General features: G+C 31.7%; 18 protein-coding genes. All 18 read left to right on the forward strand.

The window, feature by feature from the left end; genetic code table 11:
• The first annotated feature begins 6 nt into the window (after positions 1 to 6).
• The 18 genes from DEFDS_RS09805 (at position 7) to DEFDS_RS09890 (ending at position 20398) form a co-directional block, all read left to right on the forward strand.
• Positions 7 to 1683, forward strand: a complete 1677-nt coding sequence (locus DEFDS_RS09805) for a molybdopterin-dependent oxidoreductase (RefSeq protein WP_013008639.1) — start codon at positions 7 to 9, stop codon at positions 1681 to 1683.
• Positions 1670 to 1927, forward strand: coding sequence for a hypothetical protein (locus tag DEFDS_RS09810; RefSeq protein WP_041223730.1), 258 nt, complete (start codon positions 1670 to 1672; stop codon positions 1925 to 1927). Before DEFDS_RS09805 ends, DEFDS_RS09810 begins: the two co-directional genes overlap by 14 nt.
• On the forward strand, positions 1924 to 3030 hold the full coding sequence (locus DEFDS_RS09815) for a cysteine desulfurase family protein (protein ID WP_013008640.1): 1107 nt from the start codon (positions 1924 to 1926) through the stop codon (positions 3028 to 3030). Before DEFDS_RS09810 ends, DEFDS_RS09815 begins: the two co-directional genes overlap by 4 nt.
• Entirely contained in the window at positions 3027 to 4196 is a 1170-nt protein-coding gene (gene thiI / locus DEFDS_RS09820) for a tRNA uracil 4-sulfurtransferase ThiI (RefSeq protein WP_013008641.1), read from the forward strand. The genes DEFDS_RS09815 and thiI overlap by 4 nt, the downstream gene beginning before the upstream one ends.
• A 76-nt stretch (positions 4197 to 4272) precedes the next feature.
• Positions 4273 to 5640 (forward strand): bifunctional UDP-N-acetylglucosamine diphosphorylase/glucosamine-1-phosphate N-acetyltransferase GlmU, encoded by a 1368-nt coding sequence (glmU, locus tag DEFDS_RS09825; RefSeq protein WP_013008642.1) that lies wholly within the window; start codon positions 4273 to 4275, stop codon positions 5638 to 5640.
• Positions 5641 to 5642: 2 nt separating this feature from the next.
• The gene (gene glmS, locus DEFDS_RS09830) at positions 5643 to 7457 is read left to right on the forward strand and encodes a glutamine--fructose-6-phosphate transaminase (isomerizing) (RefSeq protein ID WP_013008643.1); all 1815 of its coding nucleotides are present in this window, start codon (positions 5643 to 5645) and stop codon (positions 7455 to 7457) included.
• Positions 7454 to 9199: a chloride channel protein gene (locus tag DEFDS_RS09835; RefSeq protein ID WP_013008644.1), complete on the forward strand. Its 1746-nt coding sequence runs from the start codon at positions 7454 to 7456 to the stop codon at positions 9197 to 9199. Before glmS ends, DEFDS_RS09835 begins: the two co-directional genes overlap by 4 nt.
• Positions 9196 to 11247, forward strand: a complete 2052-nt coding sequence (locus DEFDS_RS09840) for an ATP-dependent helicase (RefSeq protein WP_013008645.1) — start codon at positions 9196 to 9198, stop codon at positions 11245 to 11247. Before DEFDS_RS09835 ends, DEFDS_RS09840 begins: the two co-directional genes overlap by 4 nt.
• Before the next feature lie 16 nt (positions 11248 to 11263).
• A complete protein-coding gene (gene gatC / locus DEFDS_RS09845) occupies positions 11264 to 11560 on the forward strand; it encodes an Asp-tRNA(Asn)/Glu-tRNA(Gln) amidotransferase subunit GatC (RefSeq protein WP_013008646.1) in 297 nt (98 codons plus the stop codon).
• A 12-nt stretch (positions 11561 to 11572) separates the two neighbouring features.
• The gene (gene gatA / locus DEFDS_RS09850; RefSeq protein WP_013008647.1) at positions 11573 to 13033 is read left to right on the forward strand and encodes an Asp-tRNA(Asn)/Glu-tRNA(Gln) amidotransferase subunit GatA; all 1461 of its coding nucleotides are present in this window, start codon (positions 11573 to 11575) and stop codon (positions 13031 to 13033) included.
• A gap of 112 nt (positions 13034 to 13145) precedes the next feature.
• On the forward strand, positions 13146 to 13439 hold the full coding sequence (locus tag DEFDS_RS09855; protein ID WP_013008648.1) for a hypothetical protein: 294 nt from the start codon (positions 13146 to 13148) through the stop codon (positions 13437 to 13439).
• Between the two features lie 46 nt (positions 13440 to 13485).
• Positions 13486 to 14403 carry a bifunctional riboflavin kinase/FAD synthetase gene (locus DEFDS_RS09860; RefSeq protein WP_013008649.1) on the forward strand — a complete coding sequence of 306 codons (918 nt, stop codon included), beginning with the start codon at positions 13486 to 13488 and terminating at the stop codon, positions 14401 to 14403.
• The gene (gene rimO / locus DEFDS_RS09865) at positions 14394 to 15743 is read left to right on the forward strand and encodes a 30S ribosomal protein S12 methylthiotransferase RimO (RefSeq protein ID WP_013008650.1); all 1350 of its coding nucleotides are present in this window, start codon (positions 14394 to 14396) and stop codon (positions 15741 to 15743) included. The genes DEFDS_RS09860 and rimO overlap by 10 nt, the downstream gene beginning before the upstream one ends.
• On the forward strand, positions 15724 to 16470 hold the full coding sequence (locus tag DEFDS_RS09870; protein WP_041223732.1) for an outer membrane protein assembly factor BamD: 747 nt from the start codon (positions 15724 to 15726) through the stop codon (positions 16468 to 16470). Before rimO ends, DEFDS_RS09870 begins: the two co-directional genes overlap by 20 nt.
• 2 nt (positions 16471 to 16472) lie before the next feature.
• Complete coding sequence (locus DEFDS_RS09875; protein ID WP_013008652.1) at positions 16473 to 17186, forward strand: tetratricopeptide repeat protein; 714 nt, start codon at positions 16473 to 16475, stop codon at positions 17184 to 17186.
• Entirely contained in the window at positions 17187 to 18464 is a 1278-nt protein-coding gene (gene serS / locus DEFDS_RS09880; RefSeq protein ID WP_013008653.1) for a serine--tRNA ligase, read from the forward strand.
• A 79-nt stretch (positions 18465 to 18543) separates the two neighbouring features.
• Entirely contained in the window at positions 18544 to 19155 is a 612-nt protein-coding gene (locus DEFDS_RS09885) for an SAM-dependent methyltransferase (protein WP_161595889.1), read from the forward strand.
• Positions 19136 to 20398: a glycerate kinase type-2 family protein gene (locus DEFDS_RS09890; RefSeq protein WP_041223733.1), complete on the forward strand. Its 1263-nt coding sequence runs from the start codon at positions 19136 to 19138 to the stop codon at positions 20396 to 20398. The genes DEFDS_RS09885 and DEFDS_RS09890 overlap by 20 nt, the downstream gene beginning before the upstream one ends.
• Positions 20399 to 20406: the final 8 nt, after the last annotated feature.

Below are 20406 nucleotides of genomic sequence, written 5' to 3' on the forward strand. Positions count from 1 at the left end.
ATCTTTATGCAAAAATTTTTTTGCTCAAAAGATTGCCCTGACTGTTGCCCTTTTTCCGTAGATGAAAAGGGCAATTTTTTCTATATAAACAAAATCAATGGCTTTAAAAATTTTCTCTGCATAAAGCTAAAAAAATTTTATGAGCGTGAAGTTTTAACTGACGATTACTCTTTTATAAAAATTGATAATAAAACAGTTAAGAAAAATTTTGATGAAGTCTGTAAAATCACAGCACAATTTTTAAAAGAAAATGCTGATAAAAATATCCTTTATCTTAGAGGAAGTGGTAGCCTTGGGTATTATATGAGCTACTATGATCTTATTTTTCAGCAGTTTGAAAACTGCTACTTCGTTGATGGGAGTCTTTGCGATGAAACTGGTATTACAGCTCACATAGAAGATTTTGGAAATATAACAAACCCTGACATTAAAAACTTAGAGTTAGTTGACAATATAATCCTTTTTGGGAAAAACTGCAAAGTAACAAGCCCACATCTTTATGCTTATCTAAAGACATTAAAAAAGAAAGGTAAAAAAATAATCTATATCGACCCGATTAAATCAGAAACAGTAAAACTGGCTGATAAATTTATAAGAATAAACCCTGCTACTGATGGAATCCTTGTAGTAAATATTATCAATATCTTACAAAATAAACAAGTGGATAAAAATTTTGAAAAAATAACAAATGTAAAAACTGAAGATTTATTTTATTTAGCTGATATTTTCAAAAAAGGTAAAACCGGCATAATAACTGGTATGGGGCTTCAAAGATACACAAATGGAAAAAACATTATCAACTGGATAAATCATTTAGCTGTAATAACAGATAACCTTGACTATCTTTACTTTGGCAGATCATCTAAAGAAAGTTTTGAAAAACCAACAGTTTTACCTAAAAAGAAAATTAAAATTTATGAAATCTCTAAATTCTTAGAAAAAGGCTTTTTTGATATTATAGTCATTGTAGCTGCAAACCCTTTAGTTACTCACCCCACATCAAATCTTTGGCATAAAGCTTTGAAAAATTCTAAAGTTATCGTCATAGATACAAATTTTACAGAGACATCAAGATTTGCTGACTTTTTCATAAAAGTAGGCGGGATGTTTGCTCAACCTGATGCTATGGGAAGTTATTTTTTCAATTTTGACAATTTTAGAGAAAAACCAATTGCTACATTAAACAACGATATCGATGTAATTAAATCACTTGCAAAACACCTAAACATTAATATCGAAATACCAAAAATAAGCAACATCCCTTTAACTAAAAAATCACTAAAGAGAGTTTATAAAAAATCTTCTGCTCCAAAATTAGAAAAGCCTTATATTGAAACCAATAAATTTAGACTTATTACCTGCTCAAACTATTTCTATTTAAATTCCCAGCTTGCTGAAAACTATCAAAAAGAAGATGTTTGTTATATAAGTATTTCTGACTCTCTAAATTTGAATATCAATGATGGAGATGAAATTGTTCTTCAAAACTATTTGGGCAAAGTAAAAGTTAAAGCAAAAATAAGTGATAAAGTTAGCGCTGGTTATATTATGATTTATAAAAATAGATGTTATGACAACCAACCCCTTAATCTCTTGACAAAATCTATTCCTACTGATAGTGATAATGCGGTTGCAATTTACGATACTTTTGTCGAGGTAAAAAAAGCGTATGAAAAAATTTAACAAATATTTTGGCGGGGAATATCTTAAATACTGGTATACAGCTTTTGTAATAATAGTAATATTAATGCTTCTTATCAGTTATAACAACAGATCAGTAGATAAATATGAGCTATACATATTTGATAATAATGGAAAACTTGTAGAAAAAATCATAATTACTAAAGAAGAGTACAAAAATTTAGAAGGTAAACTACCAATTACAAAAGCTTTGAAACCCATTAAAAAATTTAGCTTTCTACCATGACCTATCTTGATTTCTCTGCAACAACTCCAATTTACAAAGAAATAGCAAACGATTTACCCTCAATTGCACTACAATATCCATTTAACCCTTCTGGTAGATATAAAGAAGCAATAAAAACAAAGAATTTTTATGAAAATCAGAGAAAATATATTGCGGATTATCTAAATGTTTCTGCTGATAATATCGTTTTTACATCATCTGCTACAGAATCAAATAATACTGTTTTAAAAGGTCTAAATTATAAAGATAGAAGCAAAGTTATAATTTGGGCTCTTGAACACAAATCAGTATTAAAGCAGGATAAATTTTTAAAAGATTTAGGTGCAGACATCCACATCATAAATAACAGAAAACCCTTTATCACAAAAGATACAATTCTTCCCTATCTTGATAGTAATACTAAAATTGTATGTATAATGCATGTAAATAATGAACTTGGCTCATTAAACAATATTGAAGAGATTGCTGAAGCTATCAAAAGCTTTGATAGAAATATTTTGATTATGTGTGATATGGTGCAGAGCTTTGGTAAAACAAAGCTAAATCTTGAGAATATAGATTTTGCCACTTTTAGCAGCCATAAAATTGGAGGATTGAGAGGGATCGCTGGTTTATACATAAAAAATAAAGATATCATCCACCCTTTGATTGAAGGTGGCGGACAGGAAAACAATATAAGAAGTGGTACCGAAAATGTGCTCGGCGCCTATTCATTTGCAAAAGCCTTAGAAATTACTAAGAAGAAATTTAATGCTAACTGGGATAAATTAGAAACAATAAGAAATGATTTAGTAGATTTTTGCAAGAAAAATGGTTTTGTAATAAACTCCCCTGAAAATTCTGTGCCTTATATTTTCAACTTTTCCACTTTAAAATTACCAAGTGAAGCTGTAATTAATTACCTTTCTGACAATGATATTGCAATTTCAAGTGGCTCAGCCTGTGATAGAGGAAAAAGCTCTTCAGTACTTAAAAATCTTGGTTTTTCTGATATCATAGTAAATACTTCTTTGAGAGTATCCATTCATCCTGATACCACTTTTGAAGAAATAGATTGTTTTAAAAATAAGCTTTTAGAGTGCATAGATAGGTTTGCTATATGAAAAAGATTTTAGTTTTCAACTACTCTGAAATATCTCTAAAAAAAAAGAATAGAAAATTTTTTGAAGATAAACTTTATCACCATATAAACAATATAGCTAAATATTTTAATCTTGGAAAAACCTGGTTTATAAGAGGTCGCTTTTATTTAGAAATAGATAATGAATCTCAACTGCAAAAAAGTCTGGAATACTTTGAAAAAATCTTCGGGATTCAATCAATCTTTCTTGGATACAAAACAGATAAAGATTTTGATAAAATCTGTTTAGCTGCAAAAGCGCTTACAATAGAAAAAAAAGGTGTAAAAACTTTTAAAATCAAAGCAAAAAGAGCAGATAAAAGTTTTCCCATAAACTCTATGGAAATAAATAGAGAGCTTGGTGGCTATATTTTAGATAATTTTCCAGAACTAACTGTTGATGTCCATACCCCAGACATGGAGATAATTGTAGAAATTCACAAAAACTTTAGCTTTATCATGACTAAAATCATTGATTGTATTGGTGGACTCCCTTATGGTTCTGCAGGAAAGGTTGTTTCCCTTTTATCAGGAGGGATAGATTCACCTGTTGCCACATGGCTTATGATGAAAAGAGGGTGCGAAGTTATACCATTACATTTTCATACTCCGCCATATACTGGTAACAAATTAACCGATAAAATTGAAAGACTTGTAAAAACACTCTCTCTTTATAGTGTAAATGGGATTACACTTTATATGATTAATTTTACTCAAATACAGATTGCCATTAAAAAATATGCCCATGATAAATTTACTACAATACTTTCTCGAAGATTTATGCTTAAAATTGCAAATAATATAGCTACAAATTTAAATGCATTAGGTATAATCACAGGTGATGCTTTAGGCCAAGTGGCAAGTCAAACTTTAGAAAATCTTTATTGTGTAAATGAAGCTTCAAACCTACCTGTTTTTAGACCATTGATAGGTTTTGATAAACAGGAGATAGAAAATCTTGCAAAAAAAATTGGCACTTACCCCATATCGATTGAAGAAGGGATAGATTGTTGTCATCTATTCTCACCAAAAAATCCTGAAACAAGGGGTAAAATTGATATGGTAAAAGAGGAAGAAGAAAAAGTTTTGAAAGCTCTAAATTATGAACTCCCTTATGAAATCGAAACGAAACATATCACCCCTTTTTAAATTAAAAATTTTCTGTTGATTTTATCTAAAAAAAGTATTTAATCTTAAAGATTGATATTTTCTAGGAGGGTTTAGTATGAATATACTTACCATAATCCTTGCTGCTGGAAAAGGGACTAGGATGAAATCAAAAAAAGAGAAAGTCTTACACAAAGTAGCTGGAAAACCTATGATTGATTATGTGATAGATACTGCCAAAAATGTGTCCAATAAAATAATTGTTGTTGTAAACAACGAACAACAAGAACTAATAAGCCATTTACAAAACAAAAATATAGATTTTGCCTTTCAAGAAAATCAGCTTGGCACAGGGGATGCTGTCAAAGCAGCAGTTAAAACTATATCTGAGTATAATGGAAAAGTATTGATACTTTGCGGAGACATGCCATTGGTAGAAGCTGAAACATTAAAGGAATTTATAGATAAGGGTAAAGAGAATAAAGTATCCTTAATCTCCACATTCATGGATGATCCTACAGGATATGGACGAATAATTAGAGATGGTAAAAAAGATTTTTTAAAAATTGTAGAGGAAAAGGATGCCAATGAGTTAGAAAAAAAGATTAACGAAATAAACACTGGGATTTACTTAGTTGATTTTCAATATTTAAAAGCTGCTCTAGAAAAATTAAATAATAACAATGCGCAAGGGGAATATTATCTTACTGACATTGTTGAACCAGGTAGCTTTGTTTTTCCAGTGGAAGAAAGCGAACAATTTATCGGAATAAATGATAGAATAGCACTAACTCATGCGTCAAAGATAATTTATCGTAAAAGGGCTCTAAACTTTATGAAAAATGGGGTAACAATAATTGATCCAGAAACCTGCTATATTGATGAAAATGTAAAAATTGAAAACGATGTTACAATTTATCCAAATGTTTACCTTGAAGGCAACACCACAATAGAAGAAGGGTGCACAATCTATCCAGGGGTTAGAATAATAGATAGCATAATAAAGCAAAACTGCACAATAAAGGATAATACCCTGATAGAAGAATCTAATGTTGGGGAAAACTCCACAATAGGCCCAATGGCACATCTTAGACCTGGCTCTATTTTAGAGGGGGATAACAAAATAGGTAATTTCGTAGAAACCAAAAAAATTACCTTTGGCAAAGGGTCAAAAGCAAGTCATCTAACCTATCTTGGAGATGCAGAAATAGGTAAAAATGTAAATGTGGGTTGTGGAACTATTACCTGCAACTATGATGGATTTTCTAAACATAAAACAGTAATAGGTGATGATGTATTCGTTGGTAGCGATGTACAGTTTGTAGCTCCAGTGAAGATAGGTAAAGGCGCTCTCATTGCAGCTGGTTCAACAATTACTAAAGATGTACCAGAAGATGCCCTAGCTATTACAAGAGCTGAGCAAAAAAATATTGAAGGGTGGGTTCCTAAGTGGAAAGCCAAAAAATCTAAAAAGCAGGAGAAATAAATATGTGTGGTATTGTAGGTTTTATTGGGAATAGACAGGCAAAAGATGTATTAATCGAGGGATTAGCAAGATTAGAATATAGAGGGTACGACTCAGCAGGTATCGCTGTTTTAAACAAAGGTGAAATTGAAATTTATAGGTCAAAAGGGAAATTATCTGTTTTAAAAGAGCTGATCAGCGATAAAAAAATAGATAGCAAAATAGGTATAGGGCATACAAGATGGGCGACACACGGTAAGCCATCAGATGAAAACGCTCACCCACACAAATCAAAACGAATTGCTCTTGTCCATAATGGTATAATAGAAAATTACTTACAGTTAAAAAATGAGCTTATCGACAAAGGTTATGAATTTTCCTCTGAAACTGACACTGAGGTAATTGCTCATCTAATTGATAGCCTATATAAAGATAATCTTTTTGAAGCTGTCAAAAACGCCATAAAAAAGCTCAAAGGCTCCTATGCTATAGCAGTAATTTCTGAAAATGAACCAGATAAAATAGTTGTAGCAAGATATGATAGCCCACTTGTTATAGGGGTTGGCGAAAATGAGATGTTTACAGCAAGCGATATCCCAGCTGTGTTGAGTTACACAAGAAAGTTTATCTTTTTGGAAGAAGGGGATGTGGCAACACTCACAAAAAACTCTGTCTATATTGAAAATAACGGCAAAGAGGTAAAAAGGGAGATAAAGGTTATAGATTGGAATCCTGTAATGGCAGAAAAGGCTGGATATAAACACTTTATGCTAAAGGAGATTTATGAGCAGCCAAGAGCAATCATAGATACAATAAGAGGGAAATACTCATTAGAAGAAGGTGAAATTTATTTTGGTGAAGTGGATTATGAAACAATAAAAGATATAGAAAAGATAACTATTGTGGCCTGTGGTACTAGCTGGCATGCAGGTCTTGTTGGTAAATTTTACATCGAAAATTTTGCAAAGATACCAGTAGAAGTAGATATAGCATCAGAATTTAGATATAGAAACCCTATCGCTACAAATAAAACCCTTTTGATCCCCATATCTCAATCAGGGGAGACTGCAGATACAATAGCAGCTCTCAGGATGAGTAAAAAGATGGGTGCGAAAGTTGTATCTATTTGCAATGTGGTGGGCTCCACAATAGCAAGGGAATCAGATGGAGTAATTTATACCCATGCTGGTCCAGAGATAGGTGTAGCATCAACAAAAGCTTTTACCACCCAGCTTGCTTCATTATTTCTTTTTGCATTATTCCTTGGTCAAAAGAAAGGGGTATTAGAAAAAAGTGAAATAAAATCTATTTTAAACGATTTGATACAACTACCAGAAAAGATTGAAGAAGTTTTAAAACATGACAAACAGATAGAGGATATAGCAAAAGAGTTTGTAAGATATAAAAACTTTTTATATCTTGGAAGACATTACAATTATCCAATAGCCCTTGAAGGGGCTTTAAAATTAAAAGAGATTTCGTATATTCATGCTGAGGGTTACCCTGCAGGAGAGATGAAACATGGCCCAATAGCTCTGATAGACAAAGAGATGCCAGTATTTGTGTTGGGGACAAAATCTAGAGTATATGACAAGATACTTGCAAATGTTGAAGAGGTAAAGGCAAGGGATGGGATTGTGATATCCACTGTTACTAAAGGGGATAAAGATATCATATCCAAATCTGATTATAGTTTTATACTGCCAGTCACATTAGAAGAGCTTACCCCATTTTTAAACTCAATAATAATTCAGCTTTTTGCTTATCATGCGTCTAATCTGCTTGGGCTTGATGTGGATCAGCCAAGAAATCTTGCTAAAAGTGTGACGGTAGAATGAACATAAAAAAATCTTTAAACAATTTCTTAAGTGATCATGAAGACTTATATCTTATACTGATTTCTACCCTTGTAGGATTATTGGCTGGATATGGTAACTTAATATTCCGATATATGATCGGTTTTATACAAAAATTTTTCTACGGTTCTGATTCTGAATATTTCTTACAGGTGTTAGAAAACGCTCAATTATACAAAATTATATTAATACCAGCAATTGGTGGGTTATTAGTGGGTATTATTGCTATGATCTTTAAATCAGCAAAAGGGCACGGTGTCCCTGATGTGATAAAGGTTATAGCATTAAATAGATCCATTTCACCATTTGTAGCTGTAATCAAAACCGTTTCTTCTGCAATAACTCTTGGGACAGGTGGTTCAGCTGGTAGGGAAGGCCCCATAGTTCAAATAGGTGCAGCTTTAGGTTCAGGAGTAGGTAAACTCTTTAAATTTTCATCATCAAGGATGAAAAGCGTTATTGCTGCAGGTGCTGCAGGTGGTCTTGCTGCCACATTTAACGCTCCAATCGGTGGAGCAATGTTTGCAGCTGAAGTTTTACTTGGAGAATTTGGGATAAAGACATTTTCCCCTATTATTATTTCCTCTGTAGTAGCAACAACTATTTCAAGAGCATATTTAGGAAACAGTATCACATTTCTAGCTCCTCCTTATCAGGTTGTAAGCCCAATAGAGTTCATTTTCTATATCATTTTGGGCTTATGGTGTGCTGTTATTGGTGTAATGTTTATCAAAACCTTTTACTTCTTTGAAGAAAAATTTGAAAACTTAAAATTACCTTCTTTTGTCAAACCTGCCCTGGGTGGTTTACTTCTTGGAGTTATGGGAATTTTTACAAAAGAGGTTATGGGCGTAGGTTATGATACCATAGATGATATTTTATATAGTAAAGCTCCATTTATCCTCATATTTTTACTCATATTTCTAAAAATGGTGGCTACATCTTTAACATTAGGATCTGGTGGCTCAGGTGGGCTCTTTGTTCCTGCACTGTTTATTGGTGCGGCTGCTGGTGGAGTAGCAGGGACTGTTTTTCATACACTCTTTCCAACAATTACTGCAAATAGTGGCGCTTACGGGCTTGTGGCTATGAGTGCTATGCTTGCAGCTACAATGAGAGCACCATTAACTGCAATATTGATAATCTTTGAAATAACAGGTAATTACCAAATTATTTTGCCCTTAATGTTATCTACCATTATTGCTCATATTGCTGCTTCAGCTATCGAAAAAGAATCTATTTTTACTTGGATACTAACAAAACAGGGAGTAAGAATCAGAAAAGGTGCAGAAGAGCAAATTTTAGACTCTATAAAAGTTAAAGAAGTTATGTTAACAGACATTGTCACATTTAGAGAAAATACACCATTTAAAGAAATCTTAGAAGGGGTTAAGACAGCAAAACATATTTACTATCCAGTATTAAATTCTGAAGGTTACCTAACAGGTATGTTATCACTTGATGATATAAAAAGTGTGCTTTTTGAAGAAGGGTTGGAAGATATAGTTGTTGCCGGTGAAATCTGTACGAATAAAAACCTGATTTATGTATATCCTGAAGACACATTATCCACAGCGCTGAAAAAATTAGGTATTAAAGATTTGGGAGCAATTCCAGTAGTTGAAGATGAAAACGGAAAATTAAAATTGATTGGACTTCTAAGAAGAAGTGATATAATCCTAGCTTATAACAAAGCACTCACACAATTTATGGAGAACAAATGATATCACTTTTAGAAAACCTAAACGAAAGTCAAAAAGAAGCTGTAGAATATATTGATTCCCCCCTTTTAGTGCTATCAGGTGCAGGGACAGGTAAAACAAGGGTCATAACCTATAAAATAGCATATCTTATCAAGAAAAAAATTGCACAACCAGAGAGGATTTTTGCAGTAACCTTTACCAATAAAGCTGCTGATGAAATGAAAAAAAGGATTTACGACTTAATAGGTGAAAAATCTTTTGATATTTGGCTTGGAACTTTTCATTCCAACGCATTAAGAATACTTAGAAGAGACGGACATCTATTGGGATTACCATCAAATTTTACAATTATTGACCAAGATGATCGACTTGCTCTAATCAGAAATATTTTAAAAAGGGTTGGGATTGATGACAAAAAATACCCACCTAAAATGTATTTAAACATTATCAGTAATTATAAAAATTCCATAAATTTTGTAAAAAAAATTGACCCTCAGGAATATATCTATCGATTTAATGATGTATTTTATCTCTATAATGAAGAGTTGAAAAGATCTGCTTTAATCGATTTTGACGATATGCTTTCACTCACTCTAAGATTGTTTTATGAAAATAAAGATATTTTACAATTTTATTCACACCTTTTTGAATATATTTTAGTTGATGAGTTTCAGGATACAAACAATATTCAATTTGAGTTTTTAAAAGCATTACGAATATTAAAAGATAAAATATGCGTTGTGGGTGACGATGATCAATCAATTTACGGTTGGCGTGGTGCCGAAGTTGGTAATATTGTATTTTTTGATAAATATTTTAAAAATACAAAGATTATAAGGCTTGAAAACAATTATAGGAGTGCACCTAAAATACTTTATCTAGCAAATAATCTCATATCAAATAACAAGTTTAGAAAAGGAAAATCTCTAAAACCTGAAATAAACATTGATGCTGAAATTTTATTAAATAGCTGCTTAGACGAAAAAGATGAAGCAAATTTTGTTGTAAAAAAGATAGAGAAATTGGTACAAGAATATTCTATCCCACTAAACGAAATTGCTGTCCTTTATAGGACAAATGCTCAATCAAGAAATTTTGAGGTTGCATTAAATCATAAAAATATCCCTTATCAAGTAATAGGTAGTATATCCTTTTACCAAAGGAAAGAAATCAAAGATATTTTAAGTTATTTAAGATTTTACAATAACAAATTTGACACTACCTCAATGATAAGGGCTTTGAAAAACCCTCCAAAAGGTATCGGAGACAAAACTATTGCACAAATTATCGAAATAATGAATGAAAAAAACTTATCAGCTTATGATTCAATAGTACTGTTAACCAGTAAAAAAACAGCTGCAGCTTCAAAAAGACTTCAAAATTTTATCGATATTATAGATGGAATAAAACAGCATACAAAAATTTCTGATATGATAAAACATATTGTCGATAAAACAGACTACATCAATCACATTAAAAAAACAGAAGATATTTTTATGGCAGATAACAGAATTTACAATATAAATGAGCTTATAAACTCTGCTGTAAGTTATGAAGAGTCAACAGAAAACATATCATTAACAGACTTTTTAGCTACAACCACATTACAGACATCAACTGATGAAATGGATAACGGCTCTGTAAAATTGATGACATTACACTCTGCAAAAGGGTTAGAGTTTGAAGCTGTCTTTTTAGTTGGATTAGAAGATGGACTTTTCCCACTTTTTAGCAGTATGGATGAAGATGAAAAGTTAGAAGAAGAAAGAAGGCTTTGCTATGTGGGTATTACCCGAGCGAAAAGATTCCTTTATCTTACCTATGCAAAAAGTAGGCTTATTTATGGAAAAAGGCAGGATTGTTACCCTTCTCAATTTTTGGACGAAATGAGAATAAATCAGATAAAAGGGGATCAAACAAAAAAGGATGGTAGCAAAGTTATACATCCCAAATATGGAAAAGGTGTAATTATTTCTATAAAAGGTAACGGTGATGATGCAAAAGCAGATGTAATTTTTGAAAATTCTGGTATAAAAAAGATGGCATTAAAATTTTTAAAATTTATATAAAGGGAAGAGGTGTAAAATGTCTGAAATAATTTCCAAAAAGGATGTAAAACACATCGCAAAACTTGCAAGATTAACTTTTAATGATGAAGAGATAGAAAAATTTACTGGTGAGCTCAATAAAATTTTGGACTACATCCATAAACTAAATGAACTTAACACAGATGATGTAGAACCCACATCACACGTTTTAGATATAACAAATGTTTTTAGAGATGACTCAGTAAAAGAGTCTTTAGCCAACGAAGAAGCACTTAAAAATGCTCCTGAAAAAGAGTATGAACATTTTAAAGTTCCAAGAGTAATTGAAGGTTAGGAGGATAATGCTATGGACTTGCTTAATAAAACAATCAATGAGCTAAAAACTCTTCTTGAAACAAAGCAAATATCTGCATATGAACTTAACAAGTTTTATTTAGACAGAATAAAAAATATCGACACAAAGATAGATTCCTATCTTTATTTAAATGAGTCAATTTTAGATGAAGCAAAAATTATCGATGAAAAAAGAGCGAGAGGGGAAAAACTACCTGAATATGCAGGTATCCCAATAGCAATAAAAGACAATATGGTAACGAAAGGGATGCCTACAACCTGTGCTTCCAAAATACTCGAAAATTTCGATTCCCCTTATAATGCCACAGTTGTGGAATTATTAAAAGAAAAGGGGTTTTTAATACTTGGGAAGCTCAACATGGATGAGTTTGCAATGGGTTCCTCATGTGAAAATTCCTATTACAAGAAAACTAAGAACCCATGGGATTTGGAAAGAGTCCCTGGTGGTTCATCTGGGGGCTCAGCTGCTGCTGTTGCTGCAAGATTAGCTCCAGCCACTTTGGGTAGTGATACAGGTGGTTCAATAAGACAACCAGCTTCACTATGTAATGTATGCGGTTTAAAACCAACTTACGGCAGAGTTTCAAGATATGGCTTAGTGGCTTTTGCTTCAAGTTTAGATCAGATAGGACCATTGACACATAATGTTGAAGATTCAGCTCTACTTCTTAGCATTATCGGAAAACATGATGAAAAAGATTCAACCTCTGCAAAATTTGAGTCAAAAGATTACACAGCAAATTTAAACAAAGATATAAAAGGTTTAAAAATAGGGGTTCCAAAAGAGTTCTTTGGAGAAGGGATACAACCTGAAGTAAAAGAAAAAGTATTAGAGGCAATAAAACAGTTTGAAAGTTTAGGATGTGAAATAAAAGAGATTTCACTCCCACATACAGAATACGCTGTTGCAGTTTACTATATTATTGCTACTGCTGAAGCTTCTAGTAACCTTGCAAGATATGATGGAGTCAGATACGGTTTTAGGGCAGAAGCAGAAGGCCTAATCGATATGTATGAAAAAACTAGATCAATTGGATTCGGAGACGAAGTAAAAAGAAGAATTATGCTTGGAACTTATGTTCTTAGTGCAGGTTATTACGATGCCTATTACTTAAAAGCACAAAAAGTAAGAACATTAATAAAAAATGACTACTTAAATGCTTTCAAAGAAGTAGATGTAATAATAACCCCAACATCCCCGACAACTGCATTTAAAATAGGGGAAAAATCATCAGATCCATTGCAAATGTATTTAAGTGATATTTATACCATATCATTAAACCTTTTTGGTGGCTGTGGGATCTCAATCCCATGTGGTTTTGACAACAACAATTTACCAATCGGATTACAGATAATGGGTAACTATTTTGAAGAGGAAAAAGTATTGAATCTTGCGCATAAATTCCAGCAAATAACGGATTTTCATAAAAAACTACCATCAATTGCTAGCTAATTAAGATGGCTACCTAAAAATTTAGGTAGCCCATTATTTTTTTTCTAAAGTTTTAAAAGTTATTGCCGATTGATTTAAAGTAACCTAAAATATTAATAGGAGCAGGTAAAAGATGTCAATTGAGTTCAGTAATCTTTCGAACATTATAAGAACATACAATAGACAGTTGAAGCTTGGGAAAGTAACTGATACTTTAAGTAAAGCACCTGCTCAATCTTTAGACAAAGTTACTTTATCTCCAGAAGCATTAAAGCTCCTTTTTATAACTGATGTCTTAGCTGAAATTAACTCCGAAGAGATTTCTAAGGCTGATATAGAAAAACTTTTAGATGGTATCGATCTATCAAAACTCTCAGAAGATCAGTTAAAAGCATTAAAAAAGGATATAATTGAAAATTTAGAATAAAAAAGTTGTTGATTAATATCATCATTTAGCATATTTTCCACCTACAATGGAAGTTATAAAAGATTTATCAAAATGGAAGATTGACTCATCTACTATTATTACCATAGGTAATTTTGATGGTGTGCACCTTGGCCATCAAACTATCATTAAAAAGGTCCTATCTTTAGCAAAAGAGTTCAACCTAAAATCAGGAGTGGTTACTTTTTCTCCACACCCTATAAAATTTTTCAATAAAGATATCAAACTAATTATGACAGAAAGAAAGAAAATTAAAATTTTTGAAAGTTTGGGTATCGATTATTTTTTTAATCTAACTTTCAACGAAAGTATAGCAAACATGGATCCAGAGATTTTCATTAGAGAATTTCTTGTAAAATCGCTTAAAGCAAGTTTTATTGTGGTAGGTTATGATTATCGTTTTGGCAGAAAAAGAAAAGGTGATTATGAGCTACTGAAAATGCTGGAAACAAAATACGGATACACTGCTTTTAAAATACCACCTGTCAAAATAGATGATATCATTGTTTCATCCACAAACATCAGGTCTCTGTTATCAAAAGGGGATGTGGAACTTGCAAATAAAATGCTGGGACGCCCTTTTACATTAGAAGGGGTGGTAGTAAAAGGTGATGGATATGGCAGGTTATTAGGTTACCCAACTGCAAATTTATCTGTGAAAAATGAACTCATCCCGGCAAACGGTATCTATGCTACTAAAACCATTATAAACAATAAAAAATATTTGAGTGTTACAAACATTGGGATAAGACCAACATTAGTAAATAAAAACGAAGTTAGAGTAGAAACGCATATATTTGATTTCGATGAAGATATTTATGACAATTTCATAGAAGTGGAATTTCATTCGTATATAAGAGAAGAAAAAAAGTTTGAAGATGTAAATAGTTTAATAAAACAAATTCAAAAAGATTGTGAAAAAGCAAAGGAAATTTTATGTCGATAAAAATAGCTTCAGTAAGTTTAGGTTGTCCAAAAAACCAAGTGGACCTTGAGGTTCTCCTTGGTAAAATGACTGATGAAGATTTTATGCTTACAAATAATCCAGATGAAGCTGACGCAATTATTATAAACACATGCGGTTTTATTGAACCAGCAGTAATGGAAGCTGTGGAAACAATTTTAGAATTTGAATCATACAAAGAAAAAGGGAAAAAAATTATAGTAACTGGATGTATGGTTGAAAGATACAAAAATGAGTTTGAAAAAGAATTCCCTTTTGTGGACTATTATACAGGTGTGGGAGAACTAAAATCTGTTATAGATTTTCTAAAAAATAATTCTAAACCTAAGCAAACAGAAAAAAATTTATACTTTTCTAAAAACAGAGTTATTCTCAATCCGCAAAGCTTTGCATATCTTAAAATTGCGGATGGTTGTAGGAATAGGTGCTCTTACTGCACTATTCCATCAATACGGGGAACTCAAAAATCTAGAAAAATCGAAGATATATTAGAGGAAGCACAAAGATTAATAGATGGAGGAGTAAAAGAGCTTATACTCATCTCTCAAGATACCACTAAATATGGGATAGATATCTACGGCTCTTTTATGATAAAACCTCTATTGGAAAAACTTTCATCTTTAGAAGGTGATTTCTATATTAGAACCCTTTACTTAAACCCTGATGGTGTAGATGGAGAGCTTATCGATATAATACTAAATAACCCTAAAATTATAAATTATTTTGAAATACCTATCCAACACATAAATGACAGAATATTAAAGCTAATGAATAGAAAGTTCAACTCATCCCATATCAAAAAAATATTTACACTAATTAAGGAAAAAAGTGAGGATGCATTTATAAGAACCACATTTATTGTTGGTTTCCCATCTGAAACTGAAGAAGAATTTAATGAGATAATAGATTTTCTGCATGAATTTAAACCAGATTTTGCTGGATTTTTCCCATTTTATCCAGAAGATGGAGTAAAAGCTTCTACTATGGATGGACAAATTTCTAAAAGAGAAAAGAATAAAAGAGTGAAGCAACTTGAAAAAATTCAAAAAAAGATAACTTCAGAAAGGCTCAAATCTCTCAAAAAAGAAAAAATACTCTGCTTTGCAGAAAAATATAATGACGACTTTGATTTTATTGTAGAGGGTAGAGCTATCTTTCAAACACCTGATATAGATGGTAAAGTATATATCATAGATGGTGTTGCTGACTCAGGAGTTGGACCATATTTATGCAAGATAAAAAGGGTTGTATATCCTGATTTATATTGTAAAATAGAATCTCCATACATAAATGAGGTTACAGATGAAAAAAGTTCTTGTTAGTTTTATAATAACACTGTTACTCTTTGCATGCGCAGGTAAAAAAGAGATAAACAAAGATGCTGCAACGTACTTTAAAGAAGGCTTAACTTACTTTCAAAACAAAAAATATGAAAAAGCTGCAGCTGCATTTGAAGAAGCATTAAAAAAAGCTGACACGCCCGAATTGGCTGCAAAAGCTCAGCTCTTTTTGGCTGACTCATACTATTTAGACGAAAAATATGATGATGCAATTGCTGCATACAAATCCTATCTCGAATTATATGAAAATCAGCCAGATGCAAAAAGAGCACTACTAAGACTAGGGTTATCATATTATGCTATGTTACAACCAATCGACAGAGATCAATCTTACACTAGAGAAGCTTACAATACCTTTTTAAAATTAAATGCAAAATATCCTGAATTCTCAAAAAAATATAATATCCCTGCAAAACTTAGAAAATTGAAAAATATGCTCGCAGAAAAAGATTTCTATGTAGCAAAATTTTATGTAAGGATCGGTGAAGATAAAGCTGCAATAGTAAGGTTGGAAAAAATATTAAAAGAATACAAAGACACAAAAGTTTATCCAGAGGCAGCTCTTTTATATGCAAAAGTATTAATTAATATTAAAAAGCCTGATAAAGCTGTTTCAGTCCTTAGCCAGTTATTAAAGGAAAGAAAAGACCCAAGATTACTACCTGAAATAAATAAGATACTAAAGGACTTAAAGAAGCATTTGGGGTAAAAATGGAAAACAACAATTACTTTTATTTTTATGAAAAAGGTAAAGAAGAGTTCTTAGCCGGAGATTATGAAAAAGCAAGACAATATTTAGAAAAATTTCTCAAATACAAAGATAACTTTGCAGATGTTTATAATTTTTTAGGTTTTATATATTATATTTCCAATGATCTTAACAGAGCAATTGACTTTTACGAAAAAGCCATAGAGTTAAACCCATATTATACTGAAGCATTAATGAATATCACAGTTATTTATCATAGCATTGGAGAATACGAAAAAGCTGAAAAGTATTTTAAGATGTTAAAAGAGAACAAGAATATTAAAGGGATTGCTGACAAACACTGTATAGGTAAACTTGCTAATATACATGCAGAATTAGCTAAAAAATATTTGTCTCTTTTTATGTATGATGAAGCCCTGGAAGAATATGAAAAGGCATTAAAGCTTGCACCAGAATTTCCTGATATCAGACTTGCATATGCAAACGCTTTAAGAGATGCTAATAAACTGGAAGAAGCCATATTTCAATATGACCAGGTGTTAATAAGAAAACCAAAATACATTGAAGCCTTAATAAATCAAGCAATAACATTTTATAAACTTGGTTATCTAGGGTTTGCCCTAGAAGCATTAAAAAAAGCAAAACTTATCGATGCTAATAATAAAAACTTACAAGCATTTTTATATCTATTAGAAAACTCAAAGGAGGTTGAATAAGTGCTCGATTTAAGATTTGTTATTTCAAATATAGACCTTGTTAAAGATAAAACAGCAAAAAGAGGTTATACCGAAATTGATTTAGATAACTTATTAATATTAGACAAAAAAAGAAGGGAAACAATTCAAAAAGTAGAAGAATTAAAAAAAGAACGTAATGAAAAATCAAAAGAGATAGGCAAACTAAAAAGGGAGAAAAAAGATTCTTCTCATTTAGAGCAAAGAGTAAAAGCTATCAAAGAAGAGATAGAAATTTTAGATAATAAGTTAAAAGAGATTGAAGAGCAAATAAATTACATTTTACTTAGAATTCCAAACCTTATAGATGATTCTGTACCTATAGGGGAAGATGAATCTGCAAATGTTTTATATAAAGAATGGGGTGCTAAAAGGGATTTCAGTTTTAACCCAAAGCCTCACTGGGATATTGCAGAAAAACTTGATATCGTAGATTTTGAAAGAGGAGTAAAATTAGCAAAATCAAGATTTTCTCTTTATAAAGGTACTGGAGCAAAGCTCGAAAGAGCTCTTATAAATTTTATGTTGGATGTCCAAAGTGAGAATGGATATCAAGAGATCATTCCACCATTTCTTGTAAATGAAAAAACAATGACTGGCACAGGTCAGCTTCCAAAGTTTGAAGAAGAACTATTTAAATGTGAAAGGGATAACCTTTATCTTATCCCAACTGCTGAAGTTCCAGTTACTAATATTTATGCTGATGAGATTTTAAGTGAAGATGATCTTCCTCTTTATATGACTGCCTATACACCATGTTTTAGAAGAGAAGCTGGTAGTCATGGAAAAGATGTTAGAGGGCTCATAAGACAGCATCAATTTAATAAAGTTGAACTTGTAAAAATAGTTAAACCGGAAGATTCAGATGAAGAGCTCGAAAAGTTACTTTTAGATGCAGAAAAAATATTACAACTATTAGAAATTCCATATAGGGTTATGACACTTTGCAGTGGTGATCTAGGTTTTTCTGCTGCTAAAACTTATGATATAGAAGTATGGCTCCCAGGCCTTGGCACCTATAAAGAAATTTCTTCTTGCAGTAATTTTAAAGATTTTCAATCAAGAAGAGCAAATATTAAATTTAGAAGAAAAGATACCAAAAAGACAGAATACCCACATACGCTAAACGGTTCAGGACTTGCTGTAGGTAGAACGTTCCTTGCAATATTAGAAAATTATCAGCAAGAAGATGGTTCTGTTGTTGTTCCTGAAGTCTTAAGAAAATATATGGGTGGGATAGAAGTTATAAAGCCAGAATAGAAATGTGACAACTTTATACGTTTTAGCAACTCCATTATCTCAACAATTTGACCAATTGCCTCAATATCAAATTGAAATTTTGAAGAATATTTCTCTATTTATTGGTGAAGAAAAAAAATTTATTCATCGACTCTTGGTTTTTTTAAATAAAAGAGGTAGCGAATATATCCAGATTAATGAGCATTCAAGAGAAGATGACTATCTTTTTGCTTTAGATTTAATTTTCGAGCATGAAAAGGCTGTAATCTTTTCAGATGTGGGTGTACCTGCTGTGGCCGATCCTGGATACAGATTAATAGACCTTGCCCACAATAAAGGCGTAAATATTATTTCACTACCAGGGCCATCATCCATTACCACAGCACTTTCAGTATCAGGTTTTTATGCAGAAAAATTTTATTTTGCAGGATTCCCTCCAAAAAAGGAACCTCAACGAAAAAGATTTCTAAAGAAAATTGCTGATAAAAAAGAGACTGTTGTTTTGATGGAAAGACCATATACTCTTGAAAAAATATTAGAAGAACTACAGTTTATAAACAGAAGGATTTCCATCTCTTTTAACTTAGGTTTGAAAGATGAGATAACACTTAGAGGAAAAGCGAAAGAATTATTAGAAAAAACAAAAGATTTTGAAAAAAAACCTTTTGTCATAGTTATTGAAGGCCAAAAAAATGAAAAAACTTTTAGATGATCTCTTAAAAAATCTAATAAACCATATATCGCCAGCAAATCTGGTAAAAGAAAAGGTAAAAGTTGATGGTAATACTTTAGTAATTAACGATAAAAAATATGACATCAAAGATAAGAAAATCTATATAGTTGGCTCTGGTAAAGCATCTGTTTACATGGCAAAAGGTTTAATTGAAATACTCGGGGAAAAACTTGCTGGAGGATTAATCATTTCAAATTTCCCTTATCAGCTTGAAAAGATAGATGTTTTAGTAGGCTCTCACCCTTATCCAGATACAAAATCTGTTAATGCTACAAAAAAACTTATAGATTATTTAAGCTCCCTTGATAAAGATGATTTTGTTATATATCTTTTAAGTGGTGGCACATCAGCCCTACTAGAATTACCTACTGATGAAATCTCTATAAACGAATTAAATGAAATCACAAAAAAACTAATGAATCTAGGACTAACAATAAACGAATTAAACAGCATAAGAAAAAAATTGTCACAAGTAAAAGGTGGTAAATTACTAAAATTCATCAAATCAGAAACTGTTGTCTTGGTGCTTTCTGATGTAGTTAATGATAAATTAGAATTTATCGGCTCAGCACCACTCTACCCATCAAATGAAAATACTTCTAAAATTTTAAAAAAATATAATCTAAATAAAGTTCTCACTGAAAATCTATATAACCTTTTACAAACAAACGAAAAGGTTAAATTATCTACCCCAGATCACCATATTATTGGAAGTAATAAAGAAGCACTAACGTTTGCAAAAAAATATCTAGAAAAATCAGGTATTAAAACTATAGTTATCACTTCTTACTATCAAAAAGATGCAGAAACACTTGGAGCGCTTTTTGCTGGGATTTATAAAAATATACTATTTGATGGTTTCCCTTCTAAAAAACCTGTTGCAGTTATTGCTGGTGGTGAATCCACCGTAAATGTTACAGGTAGTGGTAAAGGTGGCAGAAATCAGCATTTAGTTTTATCTTTCTTAAACTCAATAGAATGTTTTGAAAAAAACAGCTTGTTTTTCAGCTTTGGTACTGATGGAATAGATGGCCCTACAGATGCTGCAGGCGCATTTATTGATTATAAAGTTTATGAAAAAGTAAAAAAAGCAGATTTAGATATGGAACAATGCTTGATTAATTCAGACTCTTACAACTTTTTCAGAGAAGTAAACGGTCTAATAAAAACTGGTCCGACAGGCACAAATGTTTGTGATATAACCTGTCTTCTTGTTTTATAGGGAGGTTA

This window comes from Deferribacter desulfuricans SSM1, assembly GCF_000010985.1.
GTDB classification, from domain to species: Bacteria; Chrysiogenota; Deferribacteres; order Deferribacterales; family Deferribacteraceae; genus Deferribacter; species Deferribacter desulfuricans.